Origin of the sequence: Leptospira abararensis, from assembly GCF_016918735.1 — a bacterium.
Classification (GTDB): domain Bacteria; phylum Spirochaetota; class Leptospiria; order Leptospirales; family Leptospiraceae; genus Leptospira_A; species Leptospira_A abararensis.
On sequence record NZ_JAFFPR010000047.1, the window covers coordinates 72,129 to 98,156 of the forward strand.

General features: G+C 40.7%; 30 protein-coding genes. 20 read left to right on the forward strand and 10 right to left on the reverse strand.

What is annotated here, in order from left to right; translation table 11 throughout:
- Positions 1–70: 70 nt before the first annotated feature.
- A complete protein-coding gene (locus JWG40_RS12905; protein WP_002973055.1) occupies positions 71–511 on the forward strand; it encodes a tetratricopeptide repeat protein in 441 nt (146 codons plus the stop codon).
- Positions 512–568: 57 nt separating this feature from the next.
- On the opposite strand, the gene JWG40_RS12910 is transcribed toward JWG40_RS12905, so the two are convergent.
- From JWG40_RS12910 to sppA, 3 genes are all read right to left on the reverse strand, one after another.
- Positions 569–1,156, reverse strand: a complete 588-nt coding sequence (locus JWG40_RS12910) for a hypothetical protein (RefSeq protein ID WP_205286264.1) — start codon at positions 1,154–1,156, stop codon at positions 569–571.
- Positions 1,157–1,256: 100 nt separating this feature from the next.
- Positions 1,257–2,684: an MBOAT family O-acyltransferase gene (locus tag JWG40_RS12915; RefSeq protein ID WP_205286203.1), complete on the reverse strand. Its 1,428-nt coding sequence runs from the start codon at positions 2,682–2,684 to the stop codon at positions 1,257–1,259.
- Between the two features lie 20 nt (positions 2,685–2,704).
- On the reverse strand, positions 2,705–3,703 hold the full coding sequence (sppA, locus tag JWG40_RS12920) for a signal peptide peptidase SppA (RefSeq protein WP_205286204.1): 999 nt from the start codon (positions 3,701–3,703) through the stop codon (positions 2,705–2,707).
- Positions 3,704–3,758: 55 nt separating this feature from the next.
- On the opposite strand from sppA, the gene JWG40_RS12925 reads away from it, so the two are divergent.
- Both JWG40_RS12925 and JWG40_RS12930 read left to right on the forward strand, forming a co-directional pair.
- Positions 3,759–4,655 (forward strand): aldose 1-epimerase, encoded by an 897-nt coding sequence (locus JWG40_RS12925; RefSeq protein WP_205286205.1) that lies wholly within the window; start codon positions 3,759–3,761, stop codon positions 4,653–4,655.
- Between the two features lie 57 nt (positions 4,656–4,712).
- On the forward strand, positions 4,713–4,922 hold the full coding sequence (locus JWG40_RS12930; protein WP_002973090.1) for a hypothetical protein: 210 nt from the start codon (positions 4,713–4,715) through the stop codon (positions 4,920–4,922).
- Here JWG40_RS12930 and JWG40_RS12935 read toward each other — a convergent pair.
- Positions 4,873–5,721 carry a hypothetical protein gene (locus tag JWG40_RS12935; RefSeq protein WP_205286206.1) on the reverse strand — a complete coding sequence of 283 codons (849 nt, stop codon included), beginning with the start codon at positions 5,719–5,721 and terminating at the stop codon, positions 4,873–4,875. The genes JWG40_RS12930 and JWG40_RS12935 overlap by 50 nt on opposite strands.
- A gap of 34 nt (positions 5,722–5,755) precedes the next feature.
- On the opposite strand from JWG40_RS12935, the gene JWG40_RS12940 reads away from it, so the two are divergent.
- From JWG40_RS12940 to JWG40_RS12960, 5 genes are all read left to right on the forward strand, one after another.
- Positions 5,756–6,520, forward strand: a complete 765-nt coding sequence (locus JWG40_RS12940) for an LOG family protein (protein WP_205286207.1) — start codon at positions 5,756–5,758, stop codon at positions 6,518–6,520.
- An 18-nt stretch (positions 6,521–6,538) separates the two neighbouring features.
- Positions 6,539–6,829: a 50S ribosomal protein L28 gene (rpmB, locus tag JWG40_RS12945; RefSeq protein WP_205286208.1), complete on the forward strand. Its 291-nt coding sequence runs from the start codon at positions 6,539–6,541 to the stop codon at positions 6,827–6,829.
- Positions 6,830–6,850: 21 nt separating this feature from the next.
- A complete protein-coding gene (locus JWG40_RS12950; protein ID WP_205286209.1) occupies positions 6,851–7,495 on the forward strand; it encodes an endonuclease III domain-containing protein in 645 nt (214 codons plus the stop codon).
- Positions 7,496–8,306: 811 nt separating this feature from the next.
- Entirely contained in the window at positions 8,307–9,215 is a 909-nt protein-coding gene (locus JWG40_RS12955; protein ID WP_205286210.1) for a UbiA-like polyprenyltransferase, read from the forward strand.
- A complete protein-coding gene (locus tag JWG40_RS12960; RefSeq protein ID WP_205286211.1) occupies positions 9,215–9,811 on the forward strand; it encodes a UbiX family flavin prenyltransferase in 597 nt (198 codons plus the stop codon). The genes JWG40_RS12955 and JWG40_RS12960 overlap by 1 nt, the downstream gene beginning before the upstream one ends.
- Here JWG40_RS12960 and JWG40_RS12965 read toward each other — a convergent pair.
- A complete protein-coding gene (locus tag JWG40_RS12965; protein WP_205286212.1) occupies positions 9,795–10,208 on the reverse strand; it encodes an acyl-CoA thioesterase in 414 nt (137 codons plus the stop codon). The genes JWG40_RS12960 and JWG40_RS12965 overlap by 17 nt on opposite strands.
- A gap of 66 nt (positions 10,209–10,274) precedes the next feature.
- Here JWG40_RS12965 and pyrB point away from each other — a divergent pair, with 66 nt between their 5' ends.
- The 12 genes from pyrB (at position 10,275) to JWG40_RS13025 (ending at position 19,636) form a co-directional block, all read left to right on the forward strand.
- Positions 10,275–11,207, forward strand: coding sequence for an aspartate carbamoyltransferase (gene pyrB / locus JWG40_RS12970; RefSeq protein ID WP_205286213.1), 933 nt, complete (start codon positions 10,275–10,277; stop codon positions 11,205–11,207).
- Positions 11,200–11,568: a DUF2203 domain-containing protein gene (locus JWG40_RS12975; RefSeq protein ID WP_205286214.1), complete on the forward strand. Its 369-nt coding sequence runs from the start codon at positions 11,200–11,202 to the stop codon at positions 11,566–11,568. Before pyrB ends, JWG40_RS12975 begins: the two co-directional genes overlap by 8 nt.
- On the forward strand, positions 11,552–12,778 hold the full coding sequence (locus JWG40_RS12980) for an LL-diaminopimelate aminotransferase (protein ID WP_205286215.1): 1,227 nt from the start codon (positions 11,552–11,554) through the stop codon (positions 12,776–12,778). The genes JWG40_RS12975 and JWG40_RS12980 overlap by 17 nt, the downstream gene beginning before the upstream one ends.
- Positions 12,779–12,830: 52 nt before the next feature.
- Entirely contained in the window at positions 12,831–13,820 is a 990-nt protein-coding gene (locus JWG40_RS12985) for an adhesin OmpL37 family surface protein (RefSeq protein ID WP_205286216.1), read from the forward strand.
- Position 13,821: 1 nt separating this feature from the next.
- Positions 13,822–14,460, forward strand: a complete 639-nt coding sequence (locus tag JWG40_RS12990; protein ID WP_205286217.1) for a hypothetical protein — start codon at positions 13,822–13,824, stop codon at positions 14,458–14,460.
- Between the two features lie 45 nt (positions 14,461–14,505).
- Positions 14,506–15,672, forward strand: a complete 1,167-nt coding sequence (locus JWG40_RS12995; RefSeq protein ID WP_205286218.1) for a helix-turn-helix domain-containing protein — start codon at positions 14,506–14,508, stop codon at positions 15,670–15,672.
- A gap of 140 nt (positions 15,673–15,812) precedes the next feature.
- Positions 15,813–17,216 carry a transcription termination factor Rho gene (gene rho, locus JWG40_RS13000; RefSeq protein ID WP_205269047.1) on the forward strand — a complete coding sequence of 468 codons (1,404 nt, stop codon included), beginning with the start codon at positions 15,813–15,815 and terminating at the stop codon, positions 17,214–17,216.
- A gap of 10 nt (positions 17,217–17,226) precedes the next feature.
- The gene (gene rpmE / locus JWG40_RS13005; protein WP_002989271.1) at positions 17,227–17,427 is read left to right on the forward strand and encodes a 50S ribosomal protein L31; all 201 of its coding nucleotides are present in this window, start codon (positions 17,227–17,229) and stop codon (positions 17,425–17,427) included.
- 45 nt (positions 17,428–17,472) lie between these two features.
- Positions 17,473–18,267, forward strand: coding sequence for a pentapeptide repeat-containing protein (locus JWG40_RS13010; RefSeq protein WP_205286219.1), 795 nt, complete (start codon positions 17,473–17,475; stop codon positions 18,265–18,267).
- Positions 18,264–18,452 carry a hypothetical protein gene (locus tag JWG40_RS13015; RefSeq protein ID WP_205286220.1) on the forward strand — a complete coding sequence of 63 codons (189 nt, stop codon included), beginning with the start codon at positions 18,264–18,266 and terminating at the stop codon, positions 18,450–18,452. Before JWG40_RS13010 ends, JWG40_RS13015 begins: the two co-directional genes overlap by 4 nt.
- A gap of 54 nt (positions 18,453–18,506) precedes the next feature.
- Positions 18,507–18,866: an STAS domain-containing protein gene (locus JWG40_RS13020; protein ID WP_205286221.1), complete on the forward strand. Its 360-nt coding sequence runs from the start codon at positions 18,507–18,509 to the stop codon at positions 18,864–18,866.
- Positions 18,867–18,871: 5 nt separating this feature from the next.
- Positions 18,872–19,636 carry an LA_1326/LA_4305 family lipoprotein gene (locus JWG40_RS13025; RefSeq protein WP_205286222.1) on the forward strand — a complete coding sequence of 255 codons (765 nt, stop codon included), beginning with the start codon at positions 18,872–18,874 and terminating at the stop codon, positions 19,634–19,636.
- 7 nt (positions 19,637–19,643) lie between these two features.
- Here JWG40_RS13025 and JWG40_RS13030 read toward each other — a convergent pair whose 3' ends face one another.
- From JWG40_RS13030 to JWG40_RS13050, 5 genes are read right to left on the reverse strand one after another with little or no spacing between them, the layout of a single operon-like run.
- Positions 19,644–21,314: a DUF342 domain-containing protein gene (locus JWG40_RS13030; protein ID WP_205286223.1), complete on the reverse strand. Its 1,671-nt coding sequence runs from the start codon at positions 21,312–21,314 to the stop codon at positions 19,644–19,646.
- Complete coding sequence (locus JWG40_RS13035; RefSeq protein WP_205286224.1) at positions 21,315–22,382, reverse strand: glycosyl transferase; 1,068 nt, start codon at positions 22,380–22,382, stop codon at positions 21,315–21,317.
- Positions 22,379–23,212: a TrmH family RNA methyltransferase gene (locus JWG40_RS13040; protein WP_205286225.1), complete on the reverse strand. Its 834-nt coding sequence runs from the start codon at positions 23,210–23,212 to the stop codon at positions 22,379–22,381. Before JWG40_RS13040 ends, JWG40_RS13035 begins: the two co-directional genes overlap by 4 nt.
- Positions 23,213–23,236: 24 nt before the next feature.
- The gene (locus JWG40_RS13045; RefSeq protein ID WP_205286226.1) at positions 23,237–24,070 is read right to left on the reverse strand and encodes a class I SAM-dependent methyltransferase; all 834 of its coding nucleotides are present in this window, start codon (positions 24,068–24,070) and stop codon (positions 23,237–23,239) included.
- Entirely contained in the window at positions 24,067–25,989 is a 1,923-nt protein-coding gene (locus JWG40_RS13050; RefSeq protein ID WP_408611522.1) for a SpoIIE family protein phosphatase, read from the reverse strand. The genes JWG40_RS13045 and JWG40_RS13050 overlap by 4 nt, the downstream gene beginning before the upstream one ends.
- Positions 25,990–26,028 lie beyond the last annotated feature (39 nt).

Sequence of the window (26,028 nt, forward strand, 5' to 3'; positions counted from 1 at the left end):
CATTTGGGAGGCTTTTGGTCCTGGCACGATAGTTGCACTATAGTAGGTGAACTGTTGGTTCGGAGGGAATATGAAAAAAGCAATTCTACCCATTCTGGTTTTGGCACTTACCGCTTCCATTTCTGCCGGAGAGTCTTCTTTTATGAATGAAGATCTCGATTCCCTCATTAGCCAATACGATAAAGAAACTTTGACCGCAATCTCTAATGAACTTGTAAAACTTGCCAGCGAAGAAGAGGGGATGGGGGAGTTTGATTTGGCTTCTGGGCATTATTCGCGAGCCATCAAAATTAGAGAAGCGATTGGAATGAGCGAACACAAAAGTTTTGCTTCTATCCAATACTTAGCAAGCCTTGCGCATTCCAAAGCAGGGAACTTTTGCGAAGCTTCGACACATGCTAAAAAAGCAAGTGAAGCGTTTCGCCAACATGGAATTACTAAATTCGAACAAAAAGCAAATGTAGAACATAAAGAATACGCACGTGCTTGTGCGGTTGTGGCTTTTAGATAAAACAATATGTAATGATTCTTTCTAGAGATGGTTACCCTTTTTTGATTCTTCTTCGAATCAATCCAACTTCACGTGGTTGTACACGTGGGGTTGGAATTCTTTTTTCCCATACTTCAATTTAGCAATTTCAAACAACTTAGACTTGGTGTAGGGAAGGTCTGACTCCCAAGCAATTCCAAAGTTAGCTTCCGTGTAGCCTGATTCATACTGTAACGGGTACAGAGAATTCCCATCATAATAATACAATAATCGGTGATTTATCGAGCGTATGTTAGGTGATCTGGTAGAAGAACAAGGGAAGTATTTCAACCAATCTTTGTTATTCGGGGTGGCTTTGTTTTTTTCATCAGATTTACATTCTAATTCATTGATAGAATTGGTTTGCAATAAAACCCAGTCCCCTGACTTTTCAAAAGTCCCTAATCCTTCCTTATAATGGAATTCAGAATGATCTTCATAAACTTTCCATTCGCTCCAGATTTTTGTGAATTTGGCGTTGGATTGTAAATGGATTTCTTCTTTCCAATATAGCTGAAATTGTTTGGATCCAAAGGCTGATTTTTTTTCCGCCGGTCGTGAATAAGTTCCAAGTAAAATTTTGTGATCTCTAAAGGTATTAGGAGGAAGGGAACGGATCCATTCCATCTTGGGAGTGCATTGCAGATTTAAGAGTACAATTGCGGAAAGAATGATATAGATTCTTTCCGGCCCTTTCCCTTTGTCTCTACTTTTAAGGAGAGACAATTTAGAATTGGAAGTAGATAAAATCTTGTCCACCGTCGCCAAAGATTCCAAGTAATAATAAAATCACTACTGATAGAAAGGGAAGGAGGATATTTTGGTAAGGTTTTAGCTTTTCGTATACAAAGTTCGAATATTGGAACCAGTTGAACATGAGTCCGAGTGCAATGAAGGTGGGAAGTTCATCAACCCGGCTTAATGTTTCACCGGTATTACGGAATGTTAAAACACCTTTAAAGATCTCAAAAGCCACACTCATCGATTCTTCACCTCTCGCTGCTGCTCGGAAAAAAACACCAGAAAAGGTAAATACGATAAAGATCACTATGGTTCGTATGATTCCCACAAAGGGAATCGTGTCAGGAAGGAATTTCTTTTTCCCGCGACCTAAGTAGAGAGACCTTTCCACCCATATCAGAGCACCTAAATAAGCTCCCCAAAACACAAAGGCCCAGTTGGCTCCGTGCCAAAGTCCCCCAAGGCACATAGTAATGAAAGAGTTCACATTGGAACGAAAGATACTGCCCTTACTACCCCCGAGAGGGATATAGATATAGTCGCGTAACCAAGAAGAAAGTGTGATATGCCACCTAGACCACAGTTCCCGAAATGATTGGGAAAAAAATGGTCCCTGGAAGTTTTCGGGAATTTCATACCCAAGTAAATTGGCTGATCCACGTGCCATATCAGTGTATCCAGAAAAGTCGCAATACACTTGTATGGCGAAGGCAAGAACGCTGAAAAATATGGAAAAACTATCAAATTTTGCAGGATCCATAAAGATCGGGGAAATGATGGGTGCGATGTTTTCTGCAATGATCACTTTCTTAAAAAGACCACCGATAATCAAAAATAGACCTTTTTTCATTCGGTCTGCATCGATTGTGGGATGGTCTAGTTGCGGAAGGAAATCTTGGGAGCGCATGATGGGACCCGCAATCAATTGTGGGAAAAAAAGTATGAATAAAAAATAATCCACGGTGGACATTCTTTTTTCAATGATTCCTCTATGGATGTCTACTTGCACCGCAATGATTTGGAAGGTGTAAAAACTAATGGCCAATGGTAAAAAGATACTCCATGATCCAGAAATCTCTTTAAAAGCTGGGTAACCAGTGAGTGAAAATAGAGAACCGGTGATGAAGTAAAAATATTTGAAAAAACCTAAATTGATTAGGTTTAATGCTACGATGGCAAATAGTAAATGGCTGTATTTTTCCCCTTTATCTTTTTTGCGAAAGATCCATTCGCTAAATCCATAGTTGACAAGAATTACGGTTAGGAAGTGGAACAAAAACGGAAAACTAAAATACGCATAGAAAATTAAGGAAGATATAACCAGTAATGGTTTTCTTCCTTTTTGTGGAATATTCCAGTAAATTAAATATGTAAACGCAAAAAGTAGTAAATAGGGAATAGAATTAAATAACATTGATTAGGTGGCCTTAAAAATTATAGATCCCAAAGATAAAGAAATTTAGCGTTGGTCCCTGTTCCTAAGATTTTATCAGCAATTCCTAAAGAAAAAGGATTTTTATTACCTTCTGTCGCTTGGTAGATATTTTCCACTCGACCTTTCCCTCTTTGGTAAGTGATCACTCGAGGATTTCCAGCGCGATTCCCTTGGAATTTTGGATGTTGCATGATTTGGTAAACAAAGTCATCAAAGTAGCCAATGAAATCAATCATCCCTTCTTTTTTAGCTTGTTCCGCAGTGAAGATTCTTCCGTCACAAATTTCTTTGAGGCGAGTCTCTCCTACATTGGGTCTTCCTTTTTTAACGATCTCAAAAAAACGACCATACAAACTATCAATGATGGATTGAAGGATTTTTCTTTGTTCTGGAGTCATCTCTGTTGTAGGAGAACCAAGAGCTTTGTTTGGGCCAGAAGTAAAGGATTGATCTTTTACTCCGATTTTATCCAAACCTTCTTTTACATTGATCCCAGACATAATGACACCGACAGATCCTGTAACAGTTGTTGGGTGAGCACCAATGGCATCTGTTGCCATTGCGATATAGTATGCTCCACTTGCTGCCGTATCCATAAATCCAGCAAATACAGGAATGGACTTTCTGTTCTTAAATTTGAGAACTTCTTGGTAGATAATGTCACTGGCTGTTACCGTTCCGCCGGGTGAGTTGATCTTTAAAATCACCGCTTTTACATCGGGATCTCGCTCTGCATATTTTAAGGATTCTTTGATCCGAGCAACCATCGATTCCGTGGAAGTACCAAAAAAGGATTCTTTAGATTCATCAGAAATCATTCCTTCGATGGAGATGATGACGATTTTTTCTTGATCCTTTCCGGCAATGAGTTTCTCTTCGAAATCAGCCTTGCCACTTTGTGGTAATAAGTTAAGACTGTTCCCAATGACACAAGATTCGGTAAAAAGAACCGAAAGAAGAACGATACAAATGAAAAGAAAAAGCTTTCTTGAAGGCATACAAACCTTTCTAAGATCGCAAACTGTGACTTCAATCATTTTTGGGAGATAAATCTTGTACCAACTGAAAACAAAACAGTCTTGTTTTGAAACCCACCCCACGGGTGGTGGCCAATGGCTCGGTTTGCATCTTCTATCGCCAGTGGATGGAAAGTCAGTTTCTGTCGTTTCCGGGCATAAGGCTCCCGATCCTTTTTTTGCTTCTGGGTCTTTTCTTATGTTTCCCTGGGTCAACCGTCTGGAACCCAACCCTTGGGCCAGAGAACCGTTCTATCCAAGTACCCATTGGCTTACCGATGGGAATGGAATTCCCCTACATGGCCTCTACCATAACCTTCCCAGGCATTTAATAAAAGAAGAGGTTGGTGAAAACGAGTCTTATGCAGAATTCGAAATGGAAATCCCATCCATTTGGAAAGGCACTCTTCTTTCCCAAATCCAGGTGAAAGAATGTTACCAACTTTATCCATCAGAGTTAAAAATCATTTATCGTTTGACCAACGAATCAGATTCAGAATTTCCCTTTGCGCTCGGAATCCATCCTTACTTTCGTTGGAATGAAGATGAATCCATTGATGATCTTTTTTTATTTGGCTCTGGATTTCACCAAGTGAAGTTAGGGGACTATTTATTGCCAGAAAGGATACAGAAGGAGGTGGTCGTTCTTAACTCTGAAGAAACTTTGATGGGAAAGAATTTGGATGATCTTTACTCGGCCATCCATGGACAAAATTCCTATATTGGGCTTTTCTCAATGAATAAAAAAGAAAAACTCATCATCCAAGGTGGTGAATTTTATCAAGTCTATACTCCACAAGATCGAAGATCTATAGCGATTGAACCTATGACGGGAACTGGGAATTTTTTACATTTCCCTGGTGGTAATCCTAAAACCATAGCACCGAAGACAGAAAAACAGATAGAATTTTCGATTCGATTGGATCGTTTTTAAAAAATTAGAATCTCTTTATCGAACAAACTGTCTAACACGAGAGAGGTTAGTTCAACAATGTCAGATGCACTAGTGAATACATGCAAACAAATCAGTAAAAATCTATTAGAGATCAAATACTTCGCTGAAAAGAAAAACACTAGCCGAACCTCTGTTTACCGAGCATTACAAGATAAAAAAATCAATGAGGTCGTCATTGGTAAAAACTCTCGTTTTATCATCTTGGATGATTTGGCGAAGAAGTGGAAACCGGGTAGACAGTCCTAAATTCTAATTCCTTTCCTGAAAGATTTTTTTCTTTCCATTGGAGTGGGTTTGTTGCCCGCTGGAAGTTCCAGATTTCTTCTGGAACTTGGTTCCGTATGGAATCTGGTAGGATCGATGAGAATCCCCAGTATGGTAACAGGTATTCGTCGCTCTTTTTTTCGAGTATGTATCCTAGGAAACGATAAAAAACCCTACCTAAACTTTCATCATTATGTTTGTCTCTGGTTTTGATATACACTTCTGCAAATTTCGGAAAGGGTGATTTAAATTCTTTTTTAGTCAATCGGTAGTGGATGGCTTTTAGATACCCTGTTCGGAAGTAGAGTTTCTTTTCGCCATCAAAAGAAAGAGGAATGGCATTCGAAAAGAAATCCTGTTCTAAATCTAAATCCATTCTTAGCTTAGTGAATCCTAAATCTAGCCAAATTAGGGAAAGGGGAGTGGTCCAAAAGCGGTTCCAAACTTGAGAAAATGTGTTTGGTTTGTTTTTTGTATCTTTTGAAAAAACTTGATCCCGCAATATTTTCGTTAGTTGGTTTGTTTGTTTTCGAGAATACCATGTCGGTAAGATCCAATCACTTAAACTTTGCCAAAACCGCAGTGTTAGAATTAAATCTAGATTCATTCTAGCTTTACCCAAAGGCAAAGTTTCTGTTTTCCAATCCATAACCACGGCCGGACGAAAGAAAGGAAATCCCAGCACTTCCCAATCTAAACAAATTTGTTTCAAATCGGTCTCAGGCATTGGGAGATGTTCTAAAGAAATAGAGACGGGGAGTGTTTTTTGGAATTTCCGCATTTTTTATACCATTCGGTCGATCTATGATAACAAGATGAATGATTTAGCCTTTGAGAATCAAAGTTTTTTATGGGGGAATGAAGCCGGTCCCATTCGTATCCTTTCCGAATACCTTCACCCTAAATCGGAATTCCAGACCCATGGAATCACAGATACCATTGTGGTCTTCGGATCTGCAAGAATTCCCTCACCCGAATCACCCAAACAGAATCCAACTTCCCCTCTCGAATCTTTAGGTCATTACTATCAGGAGGCATCTGAGTTTTCAAGATTGATTTCCGAGTGGGCTTTTACTTTGAAACAAGAAAATCCTTCTAGAAATTTGAATATTTGCACCGGGGGGGGCCCGGGAATTATGGAAGCTGGAAACCGTGGTGCTAGAGAAGCCGGGTCCAAATCAGTAGCTCTCAATATTGTTCTCCCTCACGAACAACATGTAAATCCTTATGTGGATCCAGAGCTGACTTTCGAGTTTCATTATTTCTTTATGAGAAAACTTTGGTTTATGAAAACTTGTCGGGGGATGGTTGCCTTTCCTGGTGGGTTTGGAACCTTCGATGAACTCTTTGAAACCTTAACTCTTGTCCAGACGGGAAAAAAATCCAAAATTCCCATCCTATTGTATGGGACAGAATTTTGGACCCAAGTGATCAATTTCAAAAAACTAGCCGAGATGCGCCTGATTTCAGAAGAGGACTTACAATTGTTTGGATTTGCCGACACACCTGTGGACGCCCTTCGATTCTTTCAGGAAAAGATTCGTTTCGAATTGACCCATTCTGAGGGTACAAAAACATAGCGAAACAAGGTAATAATTATGGCTAGAACATGTGTAGTAACCGGAAAAGGAACAACGGCAGGGAACAACGTAGCCCATTCTCATAAAAAGAATCGCCGTATCTGGAAGGTGAATGTAATCACAAAAAAAATCTTTTTGGAAGACGAGAACCGTTGGGTTCGCGTTAAGATTTCTACACGTGCTTTGCGAACTCTTCGTAAAAAAGGTTTGAAAGTGGCAATTAAAGACCACGGTGGCGATATCTCTGCCATCACTCCTAAAAAATACGCTGGAATCACTCCAAAAGCACAACCAACACCAGCAGCTTAATTTTTTTAGTTTGCTTGTGGATTGAAACGATCCAAAAAAACACCCAATATTATCACCGAAGTCTACCGTCTCCTAGAGGCGGAGTTCGGTGAAGTAGAAACTCCCCTTCATTTTTCCAAACCTTATGAATTGGCCATTGCGGTCATTCTCAGTGCCCAGTGTACGGACGAACGTGTGAATACTGTCACACCTGAACTCTTTCGTACCTTCCCCACACTCGAATCTTTTGCTAATGCACCACTTGCAGCCATAGAGAAAAAAATCTTCTCCACAGGATTTTATAAAAACAAAGCCAAAAGCATCCAAGGTTTTGCGCGTATGGTTTTGAATGAGTATGGCGGAATCATTCCCAATACAATGGAGGAGGCCATCAAACTCCCTGGGTTTGGAAGAAAAACTGCAAACGTAGTGCTTGCCGAAATTTATGGAGTGGTGGAAGGGTTCGTAGTCGACACCCATGTGAAACGTTTGACCAAACGATTGGGTTTTACCCAAAAAACGGACCCCGTACAAATTGAACGGGAGATGCTGAAAATCACTCCTAAGGAGATTTGCCGAAACCTATCTCTGTACCTAATATTTCTCGGTCGTAAGAACTGCCAGGCACGCCGGACATTTTGTTCGACTTGTCCTCTTTCTTCCCTATGTCCTTCGTTTTCGGAGTAGGTTTGTCTAGCCCATCTTCGGATTCTGATTCCTTTCTTTGTTTCCAAGAACGATTCCGATCGGTTAAGTTAATCGATTCTAATTTATAATCCAATCGAATCAAATTTCGTTTTCGAAAGAATAAGTTTAAAGTTCCAAGCCTTCCATAATCTTTAGGACATTCGATTTGGTGGACATTAGATAGGTACCGAAACCGTGCTTGCGCGTTTCCTTCCACAAGAAGGAAAAGGGGAAGCTCCGGGTGGTTTTGCCAAGGAAGGAGGGGAATTTTTGTTTCCTCGTCGGCCCCAACGTAAACAATCCAACCATCATAATCCTCAATATTTTTGACATCGATCATTTCTTGGATAGAGCCTAAACCAAGTTTAACGGGGCCATGATTCATCTCTTTTGGTTTTCCCAGTGTAAATCCATCGAAGGGAAATTCTAAGGGTTTGTCTTTGGGTTGAAAAGGGTACAACATGTATCCTTTCCCTCGTTTTAAATCCAAATCCATCTTTTCTCGTTCGACAAATCCAAGGAGAGCACTGAGGCCCCCACGACCTTCCTCATCCATTCTTGTGAAGAGTTCCTTTCCACAATGGAAAAAAATTCGTAAGGGTCGGTCTTCCAAACTGGGGTGGGCACTCAGGTTTGCGGTGAGTGTGGTAAGAATAAAAATTCCGAATGTAACGAAGGATACGGGGAATCTACCAAGAAAAGAAAGACGGATATTCATAAATTAAGACCTTGGTTCTAAGAACGGAAGAAATCGAATCAGAATGAACCAAAAAACCTTTTCTCTGTCTAATCTATGGGCAGAAAGGATGCCATGAACTTCTTTAAAAACCTAATTCTCTACGCTAAAATGGTAAAATTTTCCCACACACTCTTTGCCTTGCCCTTCGCTGGGATCAGTTTCCTCCTCGCCTATTTGGAATCCACTTTGGATACGGGAGACTTACTTCGAATTGCGGCCCTAGTGCTAGTTTGTATGGTGAGTGCTCGCAGTGCCGCCATGGGGTTCAATCGTTATGTGGATTCAGAAATTGATGAAAAGAACCCACGCACCCAAAACCGAGAAATTCCTTCTGGAAAAATTTCTAAACTCTCAGCCCTTCTTTTTATTGGTTTGTCCTCCTTCATTTTTATCTTTGCGAGTTTCTTTGTAAACAAACTGGCTTTTTTACTCTCTTTCCCAGCTCTCTTTGTTTTATTTCTCTATTCGCTCACGAAACGTTTCACTCTTTTTTGCCATTTGGTTTTGGGATTTGCGATTGCTCTGGCTCCTCTCGGTGCATGGATTGCCATCACAGAAACGGTTAACTTAGTTCCGATCCTTTTTTCTTTAGGGCTTCTTTTTCATATCTCCGCCTTTGATGTGTTATATGCCATTCAGGATATGGACTTTGATGTCAAAGAAAATCTTCATAGCATTCCCTCTCGCCTCGGTGAAACCAAATCAAGAGCCATTGCTGTTCTTCTCCATATCCTCTCTTTTGTATTTTTTATCTTTGCCGGAAGCAGTGCCGGCCTTGGGGTTATGTATTTTCTGATTTTATCCGTGATTGGAGTTTTAGTTTTGTATGAACATAAAATCTCTTATCAGTATAAGTCGAAAGACTTACCGATGGTTTTTTACCAAATCAATTCTTGGATCAGTGTCGTTTTGTTCCTTGCGATTCTTTTTGATAAATGGAATGAATTTTTACTCAAAGTCTCTTCGGGAATTAGTTTCTAATGAAACTGGTGGTGGGTCTTGCGGGAGCGAGTGGCAGTATTTATGCCGCCAGGTTTCTTCGTGCTTTGTCTGAAGTAGAGGGCGAAACCTATATCACGGCAAGTCCCGCAGCACTTCGCATTTTTTCCGAAGAGTATGAAACGAAAGTGGAGTCCGCAGAAGATGTCCTATCTTTTGTGGAAACCAAATGGAAAACCACACCCAAACATAAATTTCACGTACGCAATTTTTTTGATATTGGCTCCGATATTGCCAGCGGATCCAATCGTTGGGATGCGATGGTTGTAGTTCCTTGTAGTATGAAGACTGTGGCTTCGATGTCCCAAGGCCTTACAGAGAACTTAATTGAAAGAGCTGCCGATGTTTCGCTGAAAGAAAGAAGGCGGCTCATTGTAGTTCCGAGAGAGACTCCTTACAACCGCATCCATCTGAAAAATCTTTTGGCATTGGACGAGGCGGGGGCTATCATCCTTCCTGCATCCCCCGGGTTCTACCAAATACCAAAAACTTTGGACGACCTTGGAGATTTTATTGCGGGAAGGATATTTAATCTACTCGGAATTGATCAAACGCTGTTTCCTAAGTGGTTGGGGTAAAGTTCCGAAAGTAAGCGGTTGGTTTTCCATTCTCGCCTAAACAAACATAGGTGATGTCACTTTCAATCACGGCAGACATTTTTCCTGTTTGTGGGTTGTTGGTAATGGCCAAAGTCCGGGAAGTGACTGAAGATTTTCCGTATTTTACGATTTTTCCGTAGATTTGGATGATGTCACCAGCCCGAGCCGGCGAGCGAAATACCACATTGTCCATACTCATCGTGACAATATTGGTATAACGAATTTTATTCATCACATACATTGCCATCCCTTCATCGATCCAGGAGAGCATTTTCCCCCCGAATAGATTGTTGTGGTAGTTTAAATCGTCCGGTTGGACCAAGTGTTGGGTGACAAGTTCCATATCCCGGAGTTTGTTCTGAATTGTCTCGACCATAAATACCAAAAAATATGTTTTCGATTTATTCGATACCAAAAACCCTAGAGAAAAGATTTCCGCCCTATGTACTCTTATTCCCACAAAAACATTTTAGACACCTTACAATTTTCCAAAGACGACCTCAATTACCTAATTGAAAAAACAAACCGGATGAATGCCCTGCATGAATCAGGTAAAGCCTTTGGAATCCTACATGGGAAACTCCTGGCCTCTTTGTTTTTTGAAGCCAGCACCCGGACGAGAATGAGTTTTGAAGCGGCCATGGAAAGGCTCGGGGGAAGGCTTATCTCCACCGTGGGTTTCCAATTTTCCTCAATCTCTAAGGGGGAAACCTTGTATGATACGATGAAGATGATCGAAGCCTATTGTGACATTGCAGTCATCCGCCACCCAGTAGAAGGATCCTCACGGATTGCCGCAGGGGCCGTGAACATCCCTGTGATCAACGCAGGAGACGGGGCAGGCCAACACCCCACCCAGGCACTTCTCGATTTATACACGATAGTTTCAGAAAAAGGAAAGATCGATGGACTAAACATCGCCTTTATTGGCGACTTGAAATACGGAAGAACCATCCACTCTCTTATCAATCTGCTGCGTCATTATCCGGTGCATTTGTATCTCATCAGTCCCGAAGAATTGCGGCTTCCTGAAAAGTACAAAAAGAACTTAGAAGGTTTTTCCATGACTTGGGAAGAAACTACAGACATCAAAGCCTTTTGGGATGCGGATGTTGCCTATGTGACCCGGATCCAAGAAGAAAGATTTCCCGATCATAGAGAGTATGAAAAACTAAAAGATATTTATAAAGTGAATAAAGAACTGGTGCTTGCTTCCAAAAAAGAAACAACCATCCTCCATCCACTTCCTCGTGTGAATGAACTTTCCACCGACGTAGATGACCTTCCCAATGCAGCTTACTTCCGTCAGGCGAAGTATGGTGTGGTGGTTCGGATGGCCTTACTTTGTCTTAGTCTCGGAGTGGATTTTGACTAAAAAGATTTGGACACTCACCGAAGCCAGAGAAGTCCTACCCCTTGTGCGAGACATCACAAGGGAATACTATTTAAGGGCCAGTGTTCTTGCGGATGATGTCAGAAACAAACTATTGCCAGAAAATGTTTTGGAAGCAAAAGAAGAAGAAATCGGTGAGATAATCAAACATTGGACGAATGAAATTTTGACAATGAATATCGATGTCAAAGGCTTGTGGCTTGTTGATTTTGACCACGGCACTGGGTTCTATTGTTGGACTTGGGGCGAAGAAGACGTGTTATATGAACACGGTTATCATGAAGGATTTAGATCGAGAAAACTGATAGAGGAAAATAAAGAAGAAGATGACTCAGATAAATGAAAACTATTTAAAATTAAAAGCAGGATATTTGTTTCCTGAAATTGGAAGAAGGGTCAAAGCTTATTCCGATGCCAACCAAAATGCTCAAATCATCCGTCTTGGGATTGGAGATGTCACTCTGCCTTTGGCACCAACAATTGTAAATGCTATGGTCGATGCGGCCAAAGAAATGGGAAGTGCTGGCGGATTTCACGGGTATGGTCCAGAACAAGGATACTCCTTTCTCATCCAAAAGATCATCGCTCACGATTATACGGCACGCGGCGTCCAAATCGCTGAAGACGAAGTATTTGTTTCTGATGGATCTAAATGTGACTGTGGAAATATCCAAGAAATCTTCTCATTAGATAGTAAAATTGCAGTCGTCGATCCCGTCTATCCCGTGTATGTCGATACCAATGTGATGGCAGGTCGTACGGGAGAAGTGGGTGCGGACGGACGATATGCGAATATCATTTATATGCCGGCAACAGAAGAAAACAATTTTGAACCAGACTTTCCCAAAGAAAAACCAGACATCATTTACCTCTGTTATCCGAACAATCCCACAGGAATGGTGGCCACAAGAGCTCGTCTCACGGAATGGGTCAACTTTGCCAAAAAAATGGGAAGTATCATTCTTTACGATTCGGCTTATGAATCCTTTATCCAAGATCCAGAAATTCCCAAATCCATTTATGAAATTCCAGGAGCCAAAGAAGTGGCTATGGAATTTAGATCTTTTTCCAAAACGGCTGGATTTACAGGAACACGCTGCGCCTACCTTGTGATTCCCAAAGACCTAAAAGGAAAAACAAAAGCGGGGGAAGAGGTGAGTTTTAATTCTCTTTGGAACCGCCGCCACACCACCAAGTTCAATGGAGTGTCGTACGTAACACAAAAAGGAGCCGAGGCAGTTTTTTCCACGCAAGGCCAAGTAGAGATCAAAGAACAAATTTCCTACTATATGCAGAATGCGAAACTCATCCGAGAAGGATTGGTAAAGGCAGGTTACACTGTATTTGGGGGAATGAACGCTCCTTACATTTGGCTAAAAACTCCAAGAGGTCTCAAATCTTGGGAATTTTTTGATGAACTTTTGGGAACGGCCCAAGTGGTGGGCACCCCTGGTTCGGGATTTGGGCCGGCAGGAGAGGGCTATTTTCGACTTTCTGCCTTTGGAAAGCGCGAAGACGTCATTTCTGCCATCGAACGAATCCAAAAAATGTAAAATTTAGTCCTGGTTTTTCCTGTAGCTCCGATATATAAAACAAGGTAGAGCTATGGGAAAATGGAAATTCATCCTCTTTTTTGCAATGGTCGTGGGTCATATCTCACATATCAGCGCAGTATCTCCAGAACAAACGAATCTGGGGATTTTAATCTTTGAAAACAAAGAAAACTTAAATTTTATCAATGTGGCTCTGAGCAATTTGGCTCCTTCTCAAGAAGAAGTCCAACCAGCCCAACCAGGTGCAGAAGCACCCGCTCCAGATCCTTCCAAAAAGAACTTGGACTTTGATTATTTCAAACTTCTCAAAGCAGCCAACCAATCGGACTTTAGTGGGAACATGTGGTACTTACAAAGTAACTATGTCTATGGATTTCGCCAACTCCGCCAAGCCCAAGGGGAACTAAAAGCCATCTTCGAAATTGTCCTTCAAAAATACATTGAAGATGCAAGAGCACTTCTCGAAGCCGCAGCTCCTACCATCATTCGTTCCAATGACAATAACGCCAAAGCCTTGTTACGTTTAGGTTTTCGTGACCTCCGTTCGGCCGAAGATCTTTATACAACAGGTCTTAACTCAAGCCCTCATCAGTATCGTTACAAACTCACTCTTTATAAAGAAGGGATTCTCACTTTACGCCGTGCCAAACGTTTTGCCATCCTTGCGATGATTTATAGCAAAACGCCGGACGAAGACAAACCAGAATACCAATACCGCTCCAATGAAGATTTAAAAGATGCTCGTAACGAAGAAAAACAACGTAACTACGAGAAGGTGAGAGATACGCTCATCAACTTCATTGAAAACAAACGAATGGAAAGAACTGTGGTTCCTCCAGGCAATCCAGATGCAAAACCTTTGGATCTTTTGGAACAACATGATGACAACTACGGACTCATCACTTCCAAAAAATTGGATCTACTAATGGAAGCCAATGCTCAAATCAAAGAAACGGAAGGGGCAAGACGAGAGTCAGTTCCTCCGACTCCTAAGTTTGATGAAAACGGTAAAGCGATCTACCCAGAAGAAAAGAAAAAATAATATGAAGTGGGTTACCAGTGTTATCATCTTTGTTTTTGCACTCACACTTGTGGCCAAAACCACAATGTCTTATAGGGAACGTAAAAAACAATTGGATGGAAAAATAACACTGGTTCTCGACATCAAAGAACAATTGAAGTTGGAACCAGAGATTGGTAAAACTTCGATTGAGGCGATGCGCACACAAGTAGAAGAAACCTACCGTGGTGGGAACCGAGTAGAAATTGAAAAAACTCTTTCCATTGCCGAGGGAGACATCCACGCCACACAAAGGAAACTCTGTTTTCCCATGGAAGAATCGGCGACCACGCTCTACCAAAAAGCCATGGGACAATGGATTCTCCTTGAAGGAGAAGATAAGTCAGGTTCCAAACCATTGGAATGGGATACCAAAGAAAAAATTCAAAGGTACCTTGTGATGGCAAAAACAGAAAAAGACCATGCAAAAGAATACTTTTTGTCTGGAAATTACCAACTTTCTCTTCACACATACAAACGTTCGCTAGTTTACAGTCTTATGTCTTTACGGTCTCAAAAAGCAGAGATCCCCGAAGATTACCAAACCGCTGATTCTGTTTGGGTCCAACCGATTTGGATGGGCCTTCACAAACAAAAGCAAAACACGATTCAAGAAAACTAAAATTTCGATTTTCACAGGTATCAAATTCCAAAGAATGACTGGTTAGTGAAGTTTGAATCACTCTATCGTCATTTTTTGCTGACAAGAGCCACCCACCTTCCCGTCATTTCGGATGAGGGTGAGTTATTAGGTCTCCTCTCCAAAGATCGTGTCCACCGTGAGTTGTCCGATTTGGGAAGAGAAAGAGAAGATTTGGACGAAATTCCTTTGGACATCCTCGAAACAGAACTTCACGAAAACTTACTTTTGTATTTTAAAGAATCCAACCAGATCCCAGTCATTGGCCTGGATGGAGAAAAAAAAGATAATTGGGACAAACCTAGGTTCCTTGCCGCCTTTACCAAATTAGATTCTTCTCATGTTCGTGATCCCAAACTAGAAGAAATTGAATCTAAACTGGAAAGAAAAAAAGAAAACACTGATTCTGTTCAGTGGTTTATGGAGCTTATTCTCTCTCATTTCCCAGATGGACTCATTGCGACAGATGTCACTGGATCTACTGTTTTTTATAACGAAACTTTCGAGAATCAAATCCTCACAAAACCTTTGTTTCGTGATTCGCTACAATTGGCAGAAAAATACCTTCACAATCTCAATAGAGAAGTTCTCGCGGCCTACTTAAAAGACCATGATATGAGTTTAGGTAAGGATGCCGATACTAGTGTTCTGTATGCAAACCTAACAGAACTTCGGGTTACATTACGTATTGTAACTTTGAAAAAGGAAAAAAAAGTATTTGGATTTTTATATCATTTTTCTCCATCTTCTTTTACCAATCCTTCCGGGGGGAATGGGCAATCTGAATTTCCAAATGTAGACGAGGCCTTCCATTCTAAACTTCCTTTAGAATCTGTTTTAGAAGAAATGGAAGCGCATTACATCCATAAGTCGCTAAAAAGAAACTCAAACAATATTTCTCATACAGCATCGGAATTGGGTATTCCAAGAACCACATTACAAAACAGAATTCGGTTTTTAAAACTCTCGGAACGGTTTCGCAATGAAACCAAAGTGAAAACAGTAATCCCAAGAAAGCGCTCGGAAAAACCGGAACAAAAGCCCAAAAAAACAGCGGAGAAGACTAAAACTGTTTCTCTAACAAAGACAAAAATCCCCAAGAAACCGGCTAAATCTTTGAAAGCGCAAGGTCCGGCGAAGAAACAGAGTAAAAAACAAAGTCCGGCGAGAAAAAAGACAAAAAAAAGACGTTGACGAAAATGAGGGAAAAACGATTTTTTCCTTACCGTTTGAGAAAACACCTCCGCACTTCGCTGTTTCCCTTGCATACTTAACTTGCACAAATGGTTTCCCAAATTTAATCAAATACTCTAACAATCAATGTAGAAGAATCCATGGCATCACGCAAACAAGACGAAATTCAAGTTAATCCTCCCGAAGAACCAACCGAATACACAAACGGCATCATGGACCAAGAAGATGGTTCCGAACCACCGAAACAATTTAAGAAGAAAAAAGGCCGATACGAAGGTCCCATTCCTCCGCCACTTGATTTAGTAGAACTAAAGAAAAAAAACATCAATGAACTTGCAGACCTCGCCAAAGGTTTGGGAGTGGAAAACACTCATGGACTAAAAAAACAAAACCTGATGTTTGCTCTTCTCCAAGCACAAACCGAAAAAGACGGCCAAGTGCATGCAGCGGGAGTGATGGAAAGACTTCCCGATGGTTATGGTTTCCTAAGGTCACCTGACTACAATTATGTGCCAGGTCCAGATGATATTTATGTATCTCCTTCTCAAATCAAATTATTCGGTCTTCGCACAGGAGATACGGTGACTGGTCTTATACGACCACCCAAAGAAGCAGAAAGATTTTTTGCCATGCTTCGAGTTGAATCCATCAACGGATTTCCTGTGGAAGTGGCTCAGAAAAGAAATTTATTTGATAACTTAACTCCTCTTTATCCAGACGAAAGAATCAATATGGAGTTTGATCCAAGCCATTTGGACACTCGTGTCATTGATCTTATGTGTCCAATAGGGAAGGGACAAAGGGCTCTCATTGTAGCACCACCTAGAACTGGTAAAACGGTTCTTATGCAATCCATTGCCAATGCGATCACAAGAAACCACCCGGAAATTTTTCTCATCGTTTTACTCATTGATGAACGTCCCGAAGAAGTAACGGACATGGCCCGCCATGTAAAGGGCGAAGTGGTGAGTTCTACTTTTGATGAACCAGCACAACGCCACGTCCAAGTAGCCGAGATGGTCATCGAAAAAGCAAAACGGCTTGTGGAACATGGGAAAGATGTGGTCATCCTTCTCGATTCCATCACTAGACTTGCTCGGGCTTACAACCAAGTGGTTCCTACTTCAGGAAAGATTCTTTCCGGTGGTGTGGACTCCAATGCCCTTCACAAACCAAAACGATTTTTTGGTGCCGCAAGGAATATCGAAGAGGGTGGGTCCCTTACCATCATCGCCACAGCCCTCATTGACACAGGTTCCCGAATGGACGAGGTGATTTTTGAGGAATTTAAGGGAACGGGAAATATGGAAATCCATCTAGACCGAAAACTCGCTGACAAACGTATTTTCCCGGCTATCGACATCAACCGCTCAGGAACCAGAAAAGAAGAACTCCTCCTTCCACAGGATACCCTCACTCGTGTCTTTATCCTCCGAAAAGTACTTTCTCCCATGAGTATCACCGAAAGTATGGAACTATTGATTGAAAAAATGCGCGGAGCGAAGACTAACGACCAATTCCTCGCCAGCATGAATACGAACTAGAAGGGCCACCATGAAAACTGACATACATCCAAAATACGTTGCTGCCAAAATCAAATGTGCTTGTGGTACTGTGATTGAAACTAGATCCACTGCTGGGGATATCAGTGTGGAAATTTGTTCCAACTGCCACCCATTTTTTACTGGAAAATCCAAACTTTTGGATACAACGGGCCGCGTAGACAAGTTCAAGAAAAAATACAAAATGAAGTAATTGGCATCCGCCAAATCCGTCTAAACAGAAAGAGGGGAAATACTCATGGCAGTAATGGACTTTGCTCGCTACAAAGAAATCAACGACCAAAGGATGAATTACCGTGAGATGGACGACGCCACCGTCGTCTCCTACTACCGCAATACAGGTTGCGGGGACGGTTATCGCATTTACTTAAAGTTAAACGACGAGTCTGTTGTGGAAGACGCAAGTTACACCACAACTGGCTGCGGGTTTGGTATTGTAGCACTTGCTATGGCAACTGAATACGCAAAAGGTAAATCTCTTCTCGAACTCAAAAACCTCACTCCTGAAACTTTAGAAACTCTCTTCGAGTTTCCTGAAAGAAGAAAGAACTACCCAGAATCCGCAGTAGCTGCTCTCAAAAAAGCTGTTGAGGATTATGAATCGGGACAAGGGGTTCCGAAAGAAAACCGCATTACCAAATCCCAAACGATGGAACTTCTCCACAACCAAGGCCACCTTCGGGAAGCCAAGTTATCCAGTGTTATGTTGGAAAAAGAAAAGTTGGATGGGGTTGATTTTAGTGGTGCTGATCTTCACAATGCCTTCCTTCAAAACTCTAGTTTTGTAGGAGCCAACTTCCAAGGTGCCAATCTTAAGGCTTCGTTTTTTAATGGAGCCGATCTTCGCAACGCCAATTTCCGAGGTGCAGACTTACGGTTTGCAAAACTTGCTTCTGCTAAGATTGAAGGAGCTGATTTTACCGATGCCATTTATGACATTGGAACCCGAGTGGATCACAGCCAAATGTATATCTTTGATGTAATGAAAAAAGCAGGCAAAGACCTCTATTTAAAAACAGAGGGTGAGGAATGAAGCCAGGCGATAAGGCAAAACTCACCAAACCAACTTTCCTTAACAAAGGTATTTTTATCTTCACTGGATCCACGGTGGAGATAAAAGAAATTCAATCAGACAAAGCAATTGTAGTTTATAATGATAAAGAAGGGTATCCGCACGATTTAGAGATGAATCTGACGGATTTGGCCCCTCTTTCTTAAGTCCGATTTTCTTGACACAAATCCAGAGAATCGTAACGTATTGTTAATCCATCTATGTTGATTCAAAGCCACCGTCAGGAAAATCACCTGCTTCTATCGATCCAAAGGGACGTCCTGATGGAAAACTCAAGAGAGTTTTATCAAGAATTTGAGAAGTCGATAGAAAGTCAGAATTTTGGAAAATTGACAATGGATTTCCATTCCGTTAAGTTTCTCGACTCCAGTGGAATTGGAGCTGTCATTAAAGCTTCTTCGGCTCTCCACAATCGTGGTGTAGAAATCTTCGTCACAAATTTGAATAAAAATCTTAACTCTGTATTCCGTCTCTCTGGACTCAATCATATCCTTTCTATTTTGACATTGGATGAATACCTTTCCAAATTTCCAGAGTTTCAAAAAACTCTAGAGGTATAAAAATAATGAAACTCTATCGAATTTTCTCTTTTTTCCTTTTTGCCATCATTCTTAACTCCTGTGCTTCAGGTGTGAAGAGTCGGTCTTTACTTTTTCGTAGTAATGAGTTTGCAATTTATACTGTAGCTCGAGATAAAATCAGCTTAAAGTCAGAGACGGCTGTATCTAAAACATTTGCCCATCCTGTGGAAATCACAGAAGAAAAAGTTTTGGATTTGCTTGGAAACATTCGGTTTCGGGAAGAAAGTTCTTATGGTGATGTAAACCAATACGTTTTTGAAGAAAAAGAAATCAAAGAGTTTGCATTGGATCTTGTGGATGGTTTACAAAAACTAAAACCAGACCAACTACTTCTTGTTATCTCTAAATACAATCCAGTGAAGTCTGTTGTTTCTCATTATTCCCGAACTGGATTTTACATTTGGTCTTCTGAAACTTCTATAGAAATTTTGTTTGGAGAACTCCAAAAAGAAATCACTTACGATGAACAAGGAAATTACTACGACTGGTCAAATATCCCTGACATTCCTTTTGAACATTTCCCACAATCAACATACATATTGCAAGGCCAAGGTTTTTCTTTTAAAAAAGTCTCTGGATTTCGTAATAAACACTGGTTAGTTTTTGATAAAGCCGATTTGGCAAAATTGAAATTTGAAAAAAGAAAGAAAACCACCGTAACTGAAGTAACAAACTCAGTTGATGCCGATCTCAAACCAGAAAGGAAAATTTCAAAGGATGAGGAAGAGGGAATACTAAACGAAGAATAAATTTGTATTAGTCTTCTTTTCTGATGACGGTTCTATCCGTTTGGATGCTACCGTCGGTTCCCAAATAAAAATGAGTTTTCCCAACCAGTGAATTGATACCCATGCGGTAGTTTTTTCCTGCTCCAAAACTAAGATCTACTCCAGGAAACACTTCTCTCTCCACATCAACAAAGGCCTCTGGGTTTGGTTCGTACGAACCAAGAGCTGTTTCGAACTGTTTAGTTTGTGCTTCTAAAACTTTTGTGAATTTTTCATTAGCATCTTTTAATTTAGTGATGGTTTCTTTTTCTTCAAGTGTCAGATCTTTTTTCTGACTTTTTTCCACGAGTTTTGTGAGTGTTAGTTGGACTTTGTGCAGAGTGATTTCTTTGTCCGCGATTTCCTTTTTCATCCGATTGAGTTCATCAAGTAACTCTGGAGGGGTTCCAATCGCCACTTTGGTTTTGGTTTCCACAACGGCACCGAGTTTGGCACAAGTGAGTGAGTTCCCAGCGATGACTGTTCCTCCAATAACTTCCCCTCGGCCTCCGACAACTCGGATAAAATCTTTGGCAGAAAGTTCAGAGTGCATCACAGCTTCCTCTACAAAAATACTTCCTTGGGCAGTAAGTTTGCCTTGTTCTACGAATTTAGCATAGATATTTCCTTCAGATTCGATATAACCTTCACCCCGTCCCATAAACCCACCTGACAAAACAATGTCGCCTTTCGCCTTGAGAAATGCTTTTCCTACAGAATTACGAATGATGATACTTCCACTTGTAGTTAAGGAAAATCCATCTCCAATCTTTTCTTCGACGATAATGGTTCCAGGAAAGTCAATATTTCCGGTGGAATAGTCAACGGCTTCCAATTGGATCACTTCATCTACTTTGATTTCCAGGGCTGCCGATAGAACAGGTCGGCCTGCGATTTTAGCGTACAGTTTGTCCCCCTTTAGTTCCACGTTTGCTCCAAGATTCCAGTCGATGGTTTTTTCTTCTTGGTAAGGGATCATGGATCCATTGACAGTTTTTCCGAATTCTCCTTTTTTGGGAGGGATGCGTTCGGCAATTAAATCGCCTGGTTTGACCGATTGGATGACTCCAATTTTTTTATAATCAATACGTCCATGTTCGTCTTCTTCTAACTGAGGTTTGTTGTCGGATCGGAAGTAAATTTTAATTTCCCCATCTTTTCCTGCAATAGGTGGATACCCTTTCGCAATGGTATAGGGCACAAAAAAGTCGGGATTTTTGACTTGGTTTTGAATCACCAAGTCAAGGATTCCAACAGAGATACCAACAGAAGCTATCTGTTCACGTAACTGGTATTCTGTGAGAAGGGCTCCACCATGTTTGGGCGGATGGAGGACCATCTTGGCTTCCATATAGTCTTCGGAGATAGTGATATCTGCATAAGAGTTTACCGGATCACCTTTGGACCAGGTGCCAATTTCCACAGGTTTGTTTTCTGCTAAGGCAACTGCTTTTTTGATTTGTTCTGAATTATAACCTTCTACGCCAAAAAGTTGCACTCGTGCTAAGACATCTTTGTAATCGACTTTTTTTCCTTTGGGTCCAGGTTTCGTGATTTTTAATACGGCTTTACCAGAGGAGTTTTCGATTTGGAAATAACCGTTTTCGTTGGCTTCTAAATCTTGGAGGATTCTGTCTGTATAGGAGTCTGGGCCTGGCATTTAATTGTATTCTAATAAGTGAGAAAGGACATCTTCTTCTCCATTAGTTTTTAGTTCTAACTTCGGAGTCATCGAGTCGATCGTATTAATTAGAGTCAGCACTTCCTCAAATTGACAAGAAATTATTCGGGTGAGGTCAATATAAGCCGACCGGAAGTAAAGGTCGAGTGCATTTACCAAATAAAGGTATTCCGCAAAATCACCGCGATCAGTGTAAAGAATAGGAGTTTTTGCATAATAACATTCAGCTAAAATCCCATATCCTGGTTTTGTGCAAACATAATCGACAGCCGTTACTAGATCGGGGTAATGAGGGACTTCCGGCACAAGGATTCCTTCGGTTTGGATTCCTGGAACTCCATAAGCAACTAACTGAATGGAAGGTTTTAGATTTTTCGTTTGTAGTTCGGTTCCTTCCAAACCGTAAGCTCCAAAAGACAAAAGAATGTAGGTAGTATCCTCTTTAAACCCAAATACTTGTCTGGCCCTTTTTTTCGAAAGGGTTGGTTTTCTCCCCACAAGACCAATGTTAGTTGCATCTAAGAAAGAGGGCATGGGGCAAGAAAAGGGTAAAATGAGTGCTTCTGTGGCAAATTCATATTCTACCTGCAATTGTTCACTTAAATTCCCAAAATAGGAATCGTCTTTGGCATAGTTTTTATAAATAAAATCCCAGGTAAAGTTACCAAGAAAAATACTTTGGATTCCCGTTTCTAAGGCAATGGTGATAGGAAAAGAAGAGCTATCAGTTAAGATGATGGAGATATTATTTTTTTTGCAATATTCGGTTTCTTCCCTAAGAAGCCGGTTTTTGTTTTTTTCAAAGTCTTGGAGTTCTTCTTTGGTCGTTTGTAAATCAATGGAGAGAGAGTTTTTTTGTGAAACCCCTACGTCCAGTTTGAGATTTCGTGTTTTTAGTTTGGGATGGGTGAAATCTAAAAAGGAAATTCTTGTGCTTACTAGGTGGATCTCTTCAATAAATTCGACTGTAAGTAGGCGTTTGATGATATTTCCTGAGCGACTGATATGCCCAAATCCATGGCCTGAGATATAAAAATAAATTTTCATCGTGTTCTTTGTCGGATGGATTCGTATAAAACAATTCCGCAAGACATAGCTAGGTTTAAAGAGTCAGCCTCTCCGAGCATCGGTAAGTGGAGAGTGTCATCGGAAAGCCGTTTGGCATCAGTACTAAGTCCATACTGTTCACTTCCGAAAAGAAAAACGGATTTTTCTTTCATATTGACAGATGTATAAAGAGTTTTCCCTTCTGGTGTTACCGCATAACGTTTGTAACCTTTGTTTTGGAAATTATTAAGGACTTCGTTTAATTCTCCAATATAAACAGGCAAAGTAAAGATTGTTCCTGTGCTTGCTCGAACCACATTGGGATTAAATAGATCAATTCTTGGATCAGTGACAATTACAAGACCCACTCCAGCCCCTTCCGCTGTTCGTAAAATGGTACCAAGGTTCCCTGGTTTTTCAACCCCTTCAATAATAAGGACGGGATTTGTATCTAAAGATTTGATTTTTTCCCAAGGCACATGGGCATCAGGAGTTTCTGCCACAGCTATCAGTCCATCGGGCCTATCTCTATAAGAAATCTTTTCAAAAATTTTACGAGGAAGTTCAAAAACGGGGCAATGTACAGACTGAATTAATTGTTCTTCGTTTTCTCCCAAAAAACATTCGGGTGATATAAACAAACTTGTGATATTGACGGGCAAACAAGGGATAGGTGAGTTAGGGTTACTTGTGATTGCTTTTTTGATTTCCCGATACCCTTCAATGAAGAATTTTTTTTCTTCGTCGCGGTTTCTTTTTTCTTTGAGGCCCGCTACCCACTTCACCTTCGGGTTGGAAAAACTAGTGATGTATTGTCTTCTATTTGGCATAGGGCTTAGAAAGGATTCAGTTTTTTATCTAGAGAAGAAAGTACAAAATCCAGCAGGGTATTTTTTCCCCGATTTTTCAGGAATGAATAACTCAGATGTTTGGTAAGTACCTTTGGTTTTGATTCGTGAAGATAATATCCTTTCTAATGTTAGGGGACTAAAACCCTGGCTATGGCAACTGAGGATGACAAATTCGGGTTTGGAATCAGAGAGTTCCATGAGGGCATCCATAAGTTCCGGCAAGTTTTCTTCAATCTTCCAAACCTCTCCTTTGGATCCACGACCAAAACTGGGAGGGTCGAGGATGAGTCCTTGGTATTTTTTCCCCCGTTTGATTTCCCTGCGAATGAACTTCATCACATCATCTACAATCCAACGAACTGGCTTGGTATCGAGGCCAGAGAGTTTTGCATTTTCGCGTGCCCAGTCCACCATTCCTTTGGAAGCATCCACATGACAAACTCCCATACCTGCATCCAAACAAGCAAGGGTCGATCCCCCTGAATAAGCAAATAGGTTTAAAACTTCTAGACCTTGTTTCTTTTTTCCAATCTCTCGAACACGGTTCCAATTGGTTTCTTGTTCGGGAAATAATCCGATGTGGCCAAAAGGTGTGAGTTTGATTTTGAAGGTTAGGTTAGAAAATTCGATGGTAAAACTTTCGGGAACTTTCTTTTGGAAATTCCAATGTCCAGAGCCGGAATCATTTTTGATGTATTGTGCATGCAGGTCGTTCCAAATTTCCGGTGTTGCCTTTCCATAAGCAGAAGTAGGGGAAGAACGAAGGAGTTTGTACCCACCAACAATTTCCAATTTGGATAAATCACCTGAATCCAAGAGTTCGTAACTTTTTGTCATACCAATTCCAGAAAAATAAACGTTAGGTCGTCCTCCCACTCTTTTATTTCTGCTTTAGAAAACGACTCTAAATCCTGTATGAGTTTTCCTTTGAATAGATGGTTTGGTAGTTCCCGATTGGTTCGCAAAAATTCCAATAAATTGGATTCTCCATACATTTTCCCTTCGGGATTAAAACATTCCAAAACCCCATCACTTAGGATAAGGATTCGATCCTTGGGCTCCACTCGGTATGTGGTTTCTTCAATTTGAATTTCGGGGAACACACCAATGATTTTTCCTTTGGGGTGAACTTTGATGATTTCACCACTGGCTCTTTGGAGATAAGCACTCGGGTGACCGGCACGTCCAAACCGCCATACCTTTGTCGATGTGTTTAAATACACATAAGAGGCCGTTACATATTGAGGATTGCAATTCCCGTATAACACACGATTCATTCCCTCTAAAACTTGTTTGGGAGATGAGATATTATCTTTTTGGGTGGTGAAGGCAACCTTCCCCATTGCAGAAATGAGAGAGGCTGGAATTCCATGTCCTGAAACATCACAAAGTACAATGCCTATTTCATAGGGATTGGGTGAAAAGAATTCATAGAAATCTCCACCTACATCTTTCATTGGCAAAATATAAATTTGGATTTGTAAGTTTTTTACATCGGGAATGGTTTTTGGAAGGGACTGCATGAGAATGTCCCGAGAAATTTTCCGTTCTCGTCTTAGGCTTGTGACTTGGGCAAGGGCCATATCTTTTTCTTGACGTAATAATTGAATTCGATCAGCCAAAGCAAAGGCAAACAAAGTGATGTCGGCAAGAGAAGCGATGGGAAATAACATCTCTTCCAGAAATGGATTGGAAGGAAGAATTCCAAATTTGAGTAACCCGTATACTGTGCAGGTAAGAAGTAACAAAACAAAGGCAATTGCAAAGTAATAAAAAGATCTGAGGCGTTTCCAAATCCCCCAAATCAGCACTCCAAGTAAACTCAAGCAGATTAAAACTGAAAGCCAACTTACCCCAATGGAAGATTGGGCGATACCGCCAAACAATGCAATTGCGGCATTCAGTAGAGAAAAAAATCCCAAAACTTGATAGAACCGAGCTATTTTGGGCATTCGGGCTTTTAGTTTTAGAAAATGGGATGTAAATAGAACAAAGAAAAAGAGGCAAATACTGAAAAAAGCGGGGATACCAATTCGTTTCCAGAAATAAGAATCTGGAACAAAAAAATACCCCCAGAATCCGAGTAAAGAAAGTTGGCCGAGGCCGAAGAAAAACACATAACCAATATAATAAAAGTAATTCCTATCTCTTACAAAAAAAGCAATTGCAAGATTGTATAAGATGATGATACCCAAACTTCCAAAAAAAAGTCCATAGACCCATTGTGAGATGTAGTCCTCTCGTTGGAGATTTCTTTGGTTGGTAAAAACAAATGCAAATTGTAGAGAGATTTCCGAACGAATGGCAACAAGGATGGTTTCTTTTTCGTGCCCGATTCGGAAGACAAAATTTCTATGAGGAATTTCTCTTTGAAAAACGGGTTGGATATGACCTGATTTGGAAACAATAAAGGTATTGCCGTCGTGTTTGTGGAATAGTTCCACAAAGTCAATGTTATGTGCTTGAATCAGAAGTAATGGGTATTTGATGGGATCGGGAAAATCTTTGGGATCAAGTTTTAACCAAAGAGTTCCTTCCAAAAAACCAAAGTTGACAAAATCATCAGTAATCTTTTCGAATTGCCCTGTTTTTAATACAGATTCTACAGGAACAGTGGAAGTTGGATCAATCCAATAGGTAAATTTGGTTGTGTGGATGATTCTTTCCCCAATGTCGCTTGGAGTTTCGGAAAGAATTGGTTTTGTAAAAGAAAGAAGGATGAGTAAAACTAGAAAAAGGAATTGGGGCAGGGATATTCTTTTCAATTTTTAGGTCTTGGACAGGAGATCCTCGTC